The organism is Pedobacter gandavensis, assembly GCF_032677645.1.
Classification (GTDB): domain Bacteria; phylum Bacteroidota; class Bacteroidia; order Sphingobacteriales; family Sphingobacteriaceae; genus Pedobacter; species Pedobacter gandavensis_A.
This window is the reverse complement of sequence record NZ_JAVTSB010000013.1, coordinates 105,743-119,261: the sequence shown is the minus strand read 5'-3', so window position 1 is coordinate 119,261 and position 13,519 is coordinate 105,743. Positions and strand designations below refer to the sequence as shown.

Sequence of the window (13,519 nt, the reverse complement as noted above, 5' to 3'; positions counted from 1 at the left end):
ATGGTGAATTTAAAGTCAGACATGAATCAGGAAATATCATCATTAAATTATTACTTAAATACAACACCATTTCCAAGCCGATGCAAGAACTCACTCCTTCCAGAAAGAAGCCTGTTTTTTCGAAACTTTTTCTGATTTTTGGCCTAGCAATTTTATTATGCGCTGAAGGATATTTCGGGTACAAGTTACACCAGCTTTCAGAACAGCAGGAACAGATTAAAGAAGAATACTCCAATATCAATAACATTAGCTCCGGGCTGTTCTCTGTAGAGGAATGGCGGGACAAAGTAGCAGCGATTGTAAGTCACCAGATCCGTGATTTCACACTCAGTCCTGAACAAAAGAAAGACCTTCATAAGGAAGTTGAGCAAATCATCATCGCACTTATTGATAAGGCCGAAGCGCTAATTAATAAGCCAAAAAAAACGATAGACGGAAAGATTAAGAAGTTTTTGGTTAAAAACTTTGTAAACACAGACAACTTCAGAGAAAAGGCTCCTTCTCTAGCCAAGGAAATCATTACCAAAGTTTACAACCCGACAAATAAAAAACAGCTCAGCAAAATGGTAATGTCCAAGTTTGATGCCATTAAAAGGGCGGAATATCTGGACAGTACTTTCGCCGCTACAAAGTCTGCAAATGAAAAAATCTATAAAAAATATCAAGCCTCCTCAAATGAAGAATTAAACAAGAAACTTATTTCCTCACTCTCAACGATCAGAACTGAAACCTACAATTACTCATTTGCAATGCTGGGTTGCATCATCATCGTTTTGTCGTTTTGGTGGATGTTAAGAAAACGGGCTGATCTATATGCCACTTTATTCATCATGTCATTAATGTTCGCATTTATTCTTCTTTTTATAGGACTAACAGCCTCTATGATTGAAGTGGATGCACGCATCAAAGCTGTGGATTTCGTGATCCTGGGCGAACATGTCCGCTTTGAGAATCAAGTATTGTTCTTTCAGAGCAAGAGTATTTTAGACGTGGTCAGGGTATTGATTACACAGCCTGCTGTAGATGCGGTACTGGTGGGGATTTTAATATTGATCTTCAGCATTCTCTTCCCTGTCTTGAAGCTTAGTGCTACCGGTATTCATCTGCTAAGCAAAAAGAAAATCGCCAGGAACAAGATCATCAGATATTTTGCCTTTCAATCAGGTAAATGGAGCATGGCTGATGTCATCGTCATCGCTATACTGATGGTTTACATTGGATTAAACGGACTACTAGACAGCCAATTAAAAAGTCTGAATATAAAAAGTGATGATTTAAATGTTATTACCACCAACAATACTGCGCTCCAGCCAGGATTTATAATATTCATCAGCTTTGTATTATACGGCCTTATTTTGTCGACCATACTAAAATTCATTTCCCCACATGAAAGTCATTAGAAAACCAATCCTGTCTAACGCCTTGCTTATTATTGGCTTGAGTCTACTTCTTTGCGCAGAAGCTTGGTTTGGTTATCATGTAGCTGCCCTTTCCAGCCAGCAACAGGAGGTAAAAACAGACTATAGTGTTGCCAACAACATCACCTTTGGTATATTATCTGTAGACCAGTGGCGAGAGAAAATGGCAGCTGTGGTGGACAAAAAAGTCAATGAATTTAATATGACAGCATCGCATAAAAAAGAGCTTCAGAAGAAGGTTGCAAAACAATTAAACGAGCTTGTAGACAAGGCGGTGGCTGAGGTCAATAAGCCTCAGAAGAGCATTGGTGGCAAACTCAAAAAACTGGCCTTTAACGCTGTGGTTGACCCGGATGAAATCAAGTCTGAGGTACCTGCTTTCGCTGCAACCATAGTGGAGAGAATCAATAAACCGACAAGTAAGAAAAGGCTAAAAAGCATCGTCAGCAGTAAGGTTGACCAATTAGAAAAGGAAACTTACGACAACACCGAACCTGCCAGCGTTATCGTAAAAAGAAACATCTATAAAAAATACCACGTCAATAATACAACAGACTTTGAGAAAACAATCAAATTAAAGCTAAGCACTATCCAAACACTGCTGTATAATTACACCTATGCGATGATAAGCTGTTTATTACTGACCCTGAGTCTATGGTTTTTCCTTAAAAAGCAGGTTCAACTTCATACTGCACTATATATTCTTTCTCTCTTATTTGCCTTTTTGCTCTTGTTAGTAGGTATTACGGCTTCCATCATAGAGGTTGACGCACGCATCCAGTCCTTAAACTTCACATTGCTGAGCGAGAAATTAGCTTTTAACAACCAGGTATTATTTTTTCAGAGTAAGAGTATACTTGGCATAGTTGAGGCATTAGTCATCCAGCCTAAACCTGATTCAGTAATAGTTGGCCTACTCATCTTGCTCTTCGTTATCATTCTACCGGTACTTCGAATGATGGGTAAAGGTATTCTTATATGGGGAAGGGAAAAATACGCCTTTAATAAATTGGTCCGGTTTTTAGCCTTAGACTTAGGCAAATGGGATATGGCCGATGTAATGGTTGTCGGTATTGCGATGACTTATATTGGCTTAAATGGGATCTTACAAAGTCAGCTCTCTGATTTAAATATTCAGGAGGAGTTACTTTCTACGGTCACACAAAACAACACTTCTTTACAACCAGGCTATTATATTTTTGTCGCCTACGTGGTCTATGTATCAGTTTTGTCCCTGATTTTAAAGCGGATAAAGCCGATAGAAAAATAATATGATTGAATAACTAAATCCTGAATTAATAATATGAGCTATAATAACAAATGCTCAACAAACGTCACATATCCAACTACTGAACAGTTATTTACAAAATAAAACTCTTATAAGCATTAAACTGCAAAGCTAATTTTGTTTCCGCCTTAATCACGGAATGATGAAAACCGCTTATCGCATTCTGATTTCGTGTAAAAAAGTAACAAAAAATTAGCTACTTTGCGGGCTTTTTGGACCGAAGCCACAACTAAAAAACAAGAGTTTGAATAAAAAGATAAGAGATATCCTCACCATAGGCTTTGCCCTATTCGCCATGTTCTTTGGAGCAGGCAATTTATTACTACCTCCCTACATTGGTATACAGATTGGAGACCATGTCTGGATCACCATATTGGCATTCGGACTTACTGGCATTTTATTACCCTTCCTCGGCATCCTTTCCGTCGTCATTGCTGGTGACAAATTTGAAGACCTGGCAGCTAAGATTCACCCACTCTTGTCGCCTATTTTAGGAACCGTTATCATGCTTTGCATCGGTCCCCTGATTGCCATTCCGCGCACAGCAGCTACCACTTATGAAGTGGGTATTTTACCATCCTTTCCAGGGTCCAGTCCAATCTGGACTTCTCTGATCTTTTTTATCCTGACCTGGCTTTTAACCATCCGACCTTCACGCGTAGTAGATATTATTGGCAATATACTGACCCCTTTACTCTTAGTTTTACTAATCACATTAATACTGACCGGTATATTCTCACCAGTTGATAGCTATAAAGAATCCGCACTAAGCAGTGCTCAATCGTTCACCTTAGGTTTTATTGAAGGCTATCAAACCTTAGATGTCCTGGCCTCCGTTATCTTCGCCGGGATTATTATTGCGGCTTCCAAAGCAAAAGGTTATCAGAACACCAAGTCAAAAATGCAGGTGGTGATAACCGCTGGTGCACTTTCATCCACTTTCTTATTTATTATCTACGGAGGACTCATCTACCTGGGCGCTACTTCCGGAATATCAGCCACTTCAATCAAGCGATCTGAACTATTGATGCACATCTCCCATTCCATTTTAGGGCCATATGGGAACATTGGTATTGCGATCTCTATTGCACTTGCCTGTTTGACGACTTCGATTGCGCTGGTAGCAGCTTTTGGAACCTTCTTTTCCTCACTCAGCAATGGAAAACTGGGTTATAAACTATTGGTTACCACTTGTTGTATAGCCTCTTTTGTGCTTTCGATTACCGGAGTAGATAACATCATCACCTTCGCCTATCCGATTCTAAGTTTCGTTTATCCGATTGCGATCACCCTGGTTCTATATTCCGTTTTCTTTGGCCGCATCGTCAAAAACCGAAAACCATATCTTTATGCCTTACTGGCTTCAACGGTCATAGCGGTGTTTTATTTACTTAAACACTTCTCGCTACTTAGCGAAAGCAACCTGGAGGTATTAAATTATATCCCCCTCTTTCAGTTTGAATTAGGATGGGTTATCCCTTCCGCGATTTGTTTCTTTACAACCTGGGCAATCAATGGTTCAGCGAATCAGGTAAAAATTTAATCGGGAAAGAAGTCCATAGCTGTTACAGCTATGGACTTCCCAAAAAACAAACTATGGTTTTTGAAAAACCCGAACATCTTACACCCACCCAGCCATCAATACCATTGCCAATCTCATAGGTCCAGTCGACAGTCTTTAGTGACAGCTTCATTCCCGGATAACTTTCCGATGTCACATAGCCTTCATTGCCATTGTCCACATTGTGATGACCATCTTTCACATAGACGAACAATCGATAAGCGCAACTCATGAAAATCTCGCCAAGGGACGTAGAGATCAGCCGCTACCGACTCAGGAATTAAAGAAAAACCCTCAACTCAGTTAATTAGAATAATTCTAAATAAATTTTGATTATAACGAAATAGATGCAATATTTGTCGTCGAATAGAATTAATCTAAATAAGAATTATGAGTGCACTTCGACTTTTAAAACTAATAACCCTGTTTTCCCTGGGCTCCATTACCGCTATTGCCCAGCAAAACAATACTATCAAAGGAAAAGTAATCACAGCCGATGGACAGGCCGCAGCTTATGTGAGTGTTGGTCTAAAAGGCAAAGGAATCGCAGTCACTACTGATGACAAAGGAGCATATAGCTTTTTAAAAATAAAAGATGGTCACTATACCATTCGGGTTTCCGCCATTGGTTTAAAGAGCGCAGAAAAATCAGCAACTGTCTCGGGTAATCAAACAGTCTACATAAATTTCAGTTTATCAGAAAGTGCCGATCAATTAAAAGAAGTTGTTGTTTCCAGCAACAAAAGAAAATACAAGGTTGATGCTCCTTCCTCCTCTTTAAGATTGGATGAACCATTATTGGAAATTCCGCAAAACATTCAAATCATTACTGCTGCAACACTTGCCGACCAGCAAATTACCAGTATGAGTGATGGTGTAATCAGAAATGTAAGTGGCGTAACCCGATTAGAACATTGGGGAGATTTGTATACCCGTGTAAATACCCGCGGTGCAAGGGCAGCAGCTTTTAGAAACGGGATAAATTTAACTTCCGACTGGGGACCACTTACTGAAGACATGAGCTTTGTGGATCATATTGAATTTGTGAAAGGTCCATCTGGCTTTATGATGTCTAATGGCGAACCGAGTGGTATTTACAATGTAGTCACTAAAAAACCTACGGGAAAAGATTTTAATGGTGAAGCCACTTTTACCTTAGGTAGTTATGATATGTACCGCAGCACGCTTGATCTGGATGGGAAATTGAACAAATCCGGAAAGTTGTTATACCGGTTAAACTTAATGGGACAAAGTAAAAACTCCCACCGTGCAAATGAGTATAACGACCGCTATAGCATTGCTCCTGTCATCAGCTATCAAATTGATGATCAAACCCTGATCACTGCTGAATACAATTACCAACATGTTAAATTATCTGATCTTGGTTCAGCTTACGTTTTTGCTCCGGATGGCTATGCAACACTTCCTCGAAACTTTAGCATGTCTGAACCTGGCTTAGAACCAAGTATTGCAAAAGAACATAGTTTGTTTTTAAACATGCAACACCATTTCAATCCGAACTGGAAGCTGACTACACAATTAGCTTATGTAGATTTCAATCAGAAATCAAGCGACATATGGCCTGCCTCAGTAGCGGCCAATGGCGATATCATCCGTGATCTTTACCTATTTGACGCAGCATTGAAATACAAATTTGGTCAGGTATTTTTAAATGGTCAGGCTACAACCGGAAGGATCACACACCGTATTCTGGCTGGCTTAGATGTAGGTGACAAAGAGCGTTATTATGACTTCGGACAATCCTTTCCTCTTGACAATGCCACGAAACCGTTTAACATTTACAATCCCGTATATGGCGCTCCTGCGAATGGAATCCCTCAGTTTGACCGTAGCAAAAGCTTATACCAAAGAGGCGCAAATAGTCGCGTAAACCAATCCTACACCGGCTTGTACCTACAAGACGAGCTTGGTTTTCTGGAAAACAGAATTCGCTTAACACTGGCAGGAAGATACACCTTCGTCAAACAAGCTGAATACGGCGTAGCAACGGAGGACAAAAAATTCACGCCAAGGGTTGGTTTAAGTGTATCTGTTGATCAGCAGACTTCTATTTATGGTCTATTTGACCAGACCTTCATTCCACAAACAGGCGCTATCAAAAGTGGCGCACAACCTAAGCCTATTACCGGAAACAACATCGAATTCGGAATTAAAAAAGATTGGTTTGATGGCCGTTGGAACACCACTATTGCGGCCTACCGCATCCTTAAAAACAATGAATTATCACCAGATCCAACCAGTACGCCTGCCTCCCCATTCTCCTTACAATTGGGACAAAGCAGAACAAAAGGTATCGAATTCGACTTACGTGGAGAGATTCTGCCGGGATTAAACCTGATCGCAAACTATGCCCTTACAGATTCGAGAGTCAGTAAAGCAACAGAAGTTTATGGGGTAGTTATTCCTGTTGGCACTAAAATAGCAGGTTATGCTAAACATAATGCCAATGCCTGGTTAAGCTATAAAATTCAACAAGGCGCATTAAAAGGTGCCGGAGTATCCGGTGGTTTCAGTTACCTGGCCAAACGCAGCTCCTGGTCATGGGGAGGTTCTGGAACTCAGGAAATGCCCAACTATTTTAAACTAGATGGTGGTGTGTTCTGGGAAAAGGAAAAAATCCGCTTAACGGCTAATGTCTTTAACATGCTGGACAAATATCTATATAGTGGCGCTTCTTATGGCAGTTATTATTACTGGCAATCGGAAGCCCCAAGAAATTTCAGACTAAGCATTGCTTACAAATTTTAATCTAATCAATGTTGAATAACAAAAAAAACAAGTTCAAATATTGGACAGGACAGTTACACTTATGGCTCGGATTAATTTCCGGGCTATTTGTGTGTTTTTTAGGGATTACCGGTTGTATATTGGCCTTTGAACGTGAAATAGAAAACATTACCCAACCTTATCGCTTTGCAAAAGTAGAACAACGTGCTAAGATAGCCCCCTCTTTGCTTAAAAAAATTGCTGATAAAGCCCTGCCTGGCAAACATGCCCATAGCGTGGGCTACCAGACCGGAAAATCCTCCCAGGTGGTTTATTTTGCGGAAAATCCAGCTTACTATTGGATCGTGTTTCTGAACCCTTATACCGGTGAGGTTCTGAAGGTTAAAAATATGGATGACGACTTTTTCAGAATTATTATCATGGGCCATTATTACCTTTGGCTTCCTCCTGATATCGGTCAACCCATCCTCGCTACCTCCACCTTAATGTTTCTTTTTTTGCTGATTTCAGGGCTGGTCTTATGGTGGCCAAAAAACAAAGCTGCCAGCAAAAAAAGATTCAGCATTAAGTGGAATGCAAAATGGAAGCGGGTCAATTATGACTTACATAATGTATTGGGCTTTTACATGACCTGGATTCTAATTTTCATAGCCGTAACCGGTCTGATCATGGGATTTCAATGGTTCGCAAAATCAGTTTACTGGATTTCCTCGGGAGGAGAACCGATGAAACAGTTTGTGGAAAGCTATTCAGACACGACGCTCGTAAATTCCGCAAAAGGCAAAAAACCAGCAATGGACGTCTTATGGGCAAAAACCATGAATAGCTTGCCCGGCTATAGCGGAGGTATTGAAGTACATGTACCCGAAAATGCCAAATCGGCTATAGAAGTAGCCATCAATCCGGATACTGACACCTTCTGGAAGGCCGATTACCTTTACTATGATCAACACTCCTTAAAAGAAATGGAAGTAACCCATAGTTATGGAAAGCTAAAAAACGCCAGTGTAGCAGATAAAATAACGCGGATGAACTACGACATCCATATTGGTGCTATTGCAGGAATACCGGGTAAGATCATTGCCTTTCTGGCTAGTTTAATTGCCGCAAGTTTACCCATCACAGGGTTTATGATTTGGCTTGGCCGTAAAAGAAAAAAGCAATAACACAAAAAAAGCCCCCGGAATTCAAACGATTTCCGGGGGCTTTCCATTGATCCGTATGGCTTTTTCATTCCCCATACAGCTAATCATATGAATCAACGTTCAAATTAGAAACCAGGGTTATTTGGCATCAAAGCCGGATTAACACTGATTTCCTGCTGAGGTACGGGGAATAACAATTGTTTTTCACTAAAAGTAGCACCAAAAACAGTTTTATGTCCTACAAAGTTATCCCAGTTTCCGGTAACATCATTATGCACCTTTCTTGTGCGGATCATATCAAACCACATTTTGTTTTCAAAACATAGTTCATAATACCTTTGCGCCCATACCTCCTCTTCAAATGCAGTTTGAGATAATGCAGCGATAGGACCAAGTTTTGCACGCAATCTGATGTCATTTACATACTGAATCGCATTAGGATTTGGCGCGCCTTCTGCTCTGTTAGCTGCTTCTGCATACATCAACTGCACATCCGCCAGACGATATAAGGTATAATTAAGATCCGATTTCACCGTACTCACTACCGCTGTAGAATCGAAAAACTTATAAATATACGCCTGTCTGAAATTAACGGTTACCCCTGTTTTTAAATTAGGATAGCTTCTAAAGAAAAATTGTCTTTCTTCCGCTCTTTTGTCACCTACCGCATACGATTTAACAAACTGAGGAGTTGGATAAACAGAACCATATTCATCAGAATATTTAGAAATACCGGAGAAATTAGGAAGGGTCAATGGCGTAAGTGGATTTGATGAAGGAACAGCGGCAGCGTATTGTACCTGAAAAATAAACTCGCCATTGTTTTTATTAGCAGGCTTAATCATATCCTTATATTCAGGGAATAATTTATAGCCACCTTTCTCTATCACCTCTAAAGAGCGTTTTGCAGATTCCCCGTAAAATTGATTTCCACCATTGATTGCTGCACCAGCATACGTTAAATACACATCTGCCAATATTGATTTTACAGCACCCATGGATACCTGTCCGGTAGCATCTTTCCAGGCAAGCGTTGATTTTTCCGCTTCTAACAGGTCAGGAATGATGATACTATCATAAATTTCCTTTGCGGAGGTACGTGGAACTTTCAGACTGCTAATGTCTTTTGGCGTTTCCGTTACTTTTGGAACAGCACCATACATCCGTACCAGGTAGAAGTAATACAATGCTCTTAAAGTATGTACTTCAGCCATCATATTCGTCTTTTCAGCAGCTGTTAAGCCCGGAGCATTAATTGCTGGTATTTTTTGAATTGCAAGGTTACAGGCACCGATACCCAGGTAAAGTTGTCTCCACCAGGTATCAAAATAAAAGGAGGTGGAATTGTAAGAAAGGTTAGAGAAATTCACAAATCCGGTTTGTCCAAGATCACTATTTGCCTTGCCAGTCATAAATTCCATCAGATTATAGGTGTTACCGCCATAAGAGGAAGGCTGACCCGCTAATAATCCCTGCAAATTTTGATACCCTGAATTCGCAAATGCCCTCGCCACAAGTTCACTGGACAGGTCGGAATCAGGAGTTAAAAAATAAGTAGGCTTTTCTTCCAGGAATTTTTTGCAGGAGCAGGTAAGCAATATGCATGCTACCAATATTATATTTTTTATCGTTTTCATATGAATAAGTTTTAGAATGATACCTGTAAACCAAGATTCCATACACGTGGACGAGGATTTGAGAAGAAATCCAGATTCTGAGAAAATGCTGTATTAGAACCATATCCTGAATTAAACGTATCAACTTCAGGATCATACCCTGTGTATTTCGTAATGATAAACAGGTTCTGAACACTTGCATAAACCCGTAGGCGACTCAGGTGTAATTTACTAATGGCAGTTGCAGGCAAACTATAACCCAGAATAAAGTTCTGTCCACGGATAAATGAACCATCTTCAACCCACCAGGTATCAAAATGAGAATCCTGAGCAAATCTAAAATTACGAATCTGAGAAACACTGGTATTTTGATTGGTCGGCGTCCAGGCGTTTAATACTGTTGCAAGACTATTAGAAAGACCTTGTCTGTCTTCCACGGAGTGCTTAAAGTTAGCCGCAGTATTTACCCCTTGCACAAAACGGATATCGAATGCAAAATCCCAGTTTTTGTATTTAAAATTACTACTGAAATTTCCAGTCCATTTTGGATAAGCCTGACCAATGATGCTGTAATTATTACTACCATCAGCATTGTAAAGGTATTTTCTATCGCCAGGTTTTAGATTGTGTTTGGCAGCCTCAGCACCTTCCGATTCGCTGTAAGTTCCAAGACGGGTCATTCCATAAAAAGAGCCAATAGGCTGACCAACTCTGATCACGTAATTCTCGCCAAGGAAGTTTGGGCCAGGAAAGATATCGGCGTTGCCATCATTCAGCTTCAACACTTCATTTTTATTGGTGGAGAACAGGAAAGTTGTAGACCACTCAAAGTCATCATTTTTAACATTGACTGTATTCAAGGTTAACTCCACTCCTGAGTTTCTTACCGAGCCTACATTTTTGTAAACATTGGCATTTACCATACCAGCCGACCATGGAATCGGGGCTTGAAGTAACAGGTCTTTCGTTACCCTGTTGTAATAATCGAAAGTCATGTTAATGCGGTTGTCAAATAAACCCAATTCCAATCCTGCGTCTGCTTGAATCGACCTTTCCCATTTTAAATCCGGATTACCAATATAGCTAGGCAATAAAGTAGACTGGGCAGCACCATTTAATACCGTTGTATTAGGTTGAATCTGCGCCAGAGAACGACCCTGTCCTATTTCCTGATTACCCGAGGTTCCATAACTACCTCTTATTTTCAAATTGGTAATTGACTTATTGTTCTTCAGGAAGTCTTCCTCCGAAATCCGCCATGCAGCGCCTACAGAAGGGAAGAATGCGTATTTATTGTTCTTTCCAAAACGGGAAGATCCATCATAACGACCTGTTGCTGTAAATAAATATTTGTCGTCTATATTATAGGTAAGTCTTCCATAAAAGGAAGCAAGAGAAGAAAGATCGTCCTGAGATTCATTTGCCGTTCTAACCGCCCCAGCCTGCTGATAATGCCATTGAAAGATATCATCAATAAACGATTGTGTTTCGGAACGCACTCTTTCATAGCCACTTCTCTGGAAGGAAATCCCGGCTAAAGCTGTTAATTTTTGCCTGTCATTGATTTTCTTATTCCAGGTCAGATAATTTTCAGTTTGCCAGTAGTAATTCATGTAAGCATTGATATTGGCAACACCACCCTGATCCTGAGATAAATGCGGTAAATTTAAAGAGGAATAAGCATTATTCTTTTGTGAGCTCAGGTTATAACCGAAATCCGTTTTAAAATCAAGTTCAGGACTCAGGTGTACCAAGGCATACACGTTTCCAAGTGCTTGCAGGTTATTGTTAATGGTGTACTTTTCGTTGGCAATATGCACAGGATTCGGAGCGCCTTCCAAGCCTTCAATATCAAAGTTTCCTCCCCATGTTCCATCAGCATATTTTACCGGAACGATTGGTACCTCTTCTGTTACGGCACGGGGAACATTTAAACTACCATTTCCGTCAGTTACCAAACGTTGAGCGCTTCTCATCAGGTTGATACTTCCACCTACTTTTAACCAGTCTTTCAGGTTATTATCCATGGTCATTTTCATCGAGTAACGGTTGAAATATGACGTAGGCGCCAGGCCGTTCTGATCCAGATAACCTAAAGATAAACTGTACACTGATTTCTCATTACCTCCTGATATGTTTAACTGGTGACTTTGCGAAAAAGCCGGTTTGTAAGTTTCCTTTTCCCAGTTGGTATCATAAATAGGCTTATCATTTGCATCAAAAAGCTTTGGGAAATTGATATGATTTAATGCTACAGGAGGAGCCCAAACGGCACCTGCCGGATCAAATTTCTGCCCATTGGCATAAGCTTCATTGTATACTTTTACAAATTCAGCTGAATTAAGTGTCCGAAGGTGTCTATACAACTCACTTACATTCACGTTATTTTCATAAGTTATCGTTGCAGCACCTATTTTTCCGCGTTTGGTACTGATGATAATTACACCATTTGCACCTCTGGATCCATAAATAGCCGTTGATGACGCATCTTTTAGTACTTCTAAGGAAGCCACATCGAGCGGGTTAACAGAGTTTGGATCTACTCCAACCACCCCGTCAATTACATACAAAGGGTCTATATTAGAGTTGATGGAACCAATCCCCCTGATTCTCACTTTTGCAGCAGCACCCGGAGCAGTACTGTTAATACTAACATCCACACCGGCAACCTTCCCCTGCAAAGCCTGGGAGATATTGGCAACAGGTTTATCATTTAACTGATCACCTTTTACTGTAGCCACAGCACCAGTCAGGTCTGATTTCTTGACCGTACCGTAACCGATCACCACAACTTCATCTAAGCCGCTGGAAGATTCTACCAACTGGACATTGATGGTTTTTCTACTGCCAACTTTAATCTCCTGCGTGGTATAACCTGTATAAGAGAAGACCAAAACATCACTTTCAGACTTTACATCAATGGTATAATTGCCGGCAGCATTAACAGAAGTCGCAACTTTAGTCCCTTTGATCTGAACACTCACACCTGGTAAAGGGGCGTTATCTTTTGCGTCACTAACTTTGCCCATAATCTTGAGCTGGGCCATCGCATGAAAGGACAGCAAGACGAATATGACTGTATAAGTTAATTTTTTCATCATAATTTTAGTTTTAAATTGGTTTAGTTTTTAGAAAGGAATTTCTGGTATCAGGCAGACATTAAACGGTTTAGTCATGGAGGCAAATAGCCGAAGTCCACAAAAACCATTTTCAGTTGCAGACGGTTAGGAAAAATATAACGCATACGCATAGTATTGAGATTGAATTAGACAAAATCATTTATTTGGCCTGGCATTCCAGACCTGATTTACTCGAAAAAAACGCTGCACTTATCAGATAATTGATTTCTTATCTAAAGCCTCCCACTATTCCCTCGCTTGTTTGGAATAAATATTTCTCCCACCAATATTTCTATCTGTTAGTTTTTGATCAGAAAAATTGATAGTACTTGTAGTCGAATCAGTAGTCCTTGCACTGGAAGCAATATTATCCCTACACACATTGGCGTTTATACATCCCAACAATAAGGCAAGTACGGATCTATACTTCATTGGTTTTGGTTTAATTTGGTTTAGCTCGTCGGAGTTTTTTAAACTCCAAATGTTTGTATACACATATTTACAATTTTTTATTCAAAATAAACTCCATTATTGAAAATAAAAAACTAAAAATCAGCATTAAACCACTGAGTGCTAAACAGAAATCAAATGAACATGTTGATACATTGAATACAGGACCCAGGA

General features: G+C 40.1%; 9 protein-coding genes. 5 read left to right on the top strand and 4 right to left on the bottom strand.

The window, feature by feature from the left end:
* Positions 1-80: 80 nt before the first annotated feature.
* The 3 genes from R2Q66_RS20740 to brnQ all read left to right on the top strand — a co-directional run bounded on the left by R2Q66_RS20740 (position 81) and on the right by brnQ (position 4,249).
* On the top strand, positions 81-1,400 hold the full coding sequence (locus R2Q66_RS20740; protein ID WP_316752773.1) for a paraquat-inducible protein A: 1,320 nt from the start codon (positions 81-83) through the stop codon (positions 1,398-1,400).
* The gene (locus R2Q66_RS20735; protein WP_316752771.1) at positions 1,387-2,688 is read left to right on the top strand and encodes a paraquat-inducible protein A; all 1,302 of its coding nucleotides are present in this window, start codon (positions 1,387-1,389) and stop codon (positions 2,686-2,688) included. Before R2Q66_RS20740 ends, R2Q66_RS20735 begins: the two co-directional genes overlap by 14 nt.
* 262 nt (positions 2,689-2,950) lie before the next feature.
* Positions 2,951-4,249: a branched-chain amino acid transport system II carrier protein gene (gene brnQ, locus R2Q66_RS20730; RefSeq protein WP_316752768.1), complete on the top strand. Its 1,299-nt coding sequence runs from the start codon at positions 2,951-2,953 to the stop codon at positions 4,247-4,249.
* Between the two features lie 28 nt (positions 4,250-4,277).
* Here the strand turns inward: brnQ and R2Q66_RS20725 are convergent, their stop codons facing one another.
* Positions 4,278-4,499, bottom strand: a complete 222-nt coding sequence (locus tag R2Q66_RS20725; protein WP_316752767.1) for a hypothetical protein — start codon at positions 4,497-4,499, stop codon at positions 4,278-4,280.
* A 158-nt stretch (positions 4,500-4,657) separates the two neighbouring features.
* Here R2Q66_RS20725 and R2Q66_RS20720 point away from each other — a divergent pair, with 158 nt between their 5' ends.
* Together R2Q66_RS20720 and R2Q66_RS20715 are read left to right on the top strand one after the other, a co-directional pair.
* Positions 4,658-7,036, top strand: coding sequence for a TonB-dependent siderophore receptor (locus tag R2Q66_RS20720; protein WP_316752765.1), 2,379 nt, complete (start codon positions 4,658-4,660; stop codon positions 7,034-7,036).
* Between the two features lie 8 nt (positions 7,037-7,044).
* Positions 7,045-8,181: a PepSY-associated TM helix domain-containing protein gene (locus R2Q66_RS20715; RefSeq protein WP_316752763.1), complete on the top strand. Its 1,137-nt coding sequence runs from the start codon at positions 7,045-7,047 to the stop codon at positions 8,179-8,181.
* 104 nt (positions 8,182-8,285) lie between these two features.
* On the opposite strand, the gene R2Q66_RS20710 is transcribed toward R2Q66_RS20715, so the two are convergent.
* The 3 genes from R2Q66_RS20710 to R2Q66_RS20700 form a co-directional block, all read right to left on the bottom strand.
* Complete coding sequence (locus tag R2Q66_RS20710) at positions 8,286-9,797, bottom strand: RagB/SusD family nutrient uptake outer membrane protein (RefSeq protein ID WP_316752760.1); 1,512 nt, start codon at positions 9,795-9,797, stop codon at positions 8,286-8,288.
* 11 nt (positions 9,798-9,808) lie between these two features.
* The gene (locus tag R2Q66_RS20705) at positions 9,809-12,877 is read right to left on the bottom strand and encodes a TonB-dependent receptor (protein WP_316752755.1); all 3,069 of its coding nucleotides are present in this window, start codon (positions 12,875-12,877) and stop codon (positions 9,809-9,811) included.
* A gap of 264 nt (positions 12,878-13,141) precedes the next feature.
* Positions 13,142-13,327 carry a hypothetical protein gene (locus tag R2Q66_RS20700; protein ID WP_316752753.1) on the bottom strand — a complete coding sequence of 62 codons (186 nt, stop codon included), beginning with the start codon at positions 13,325-13,327 and terminating at the stop codon, positions 13,142-13,144.
* Between the last annotated feature and the right edge of the window lie 192 nt (positions 13,328-13,519).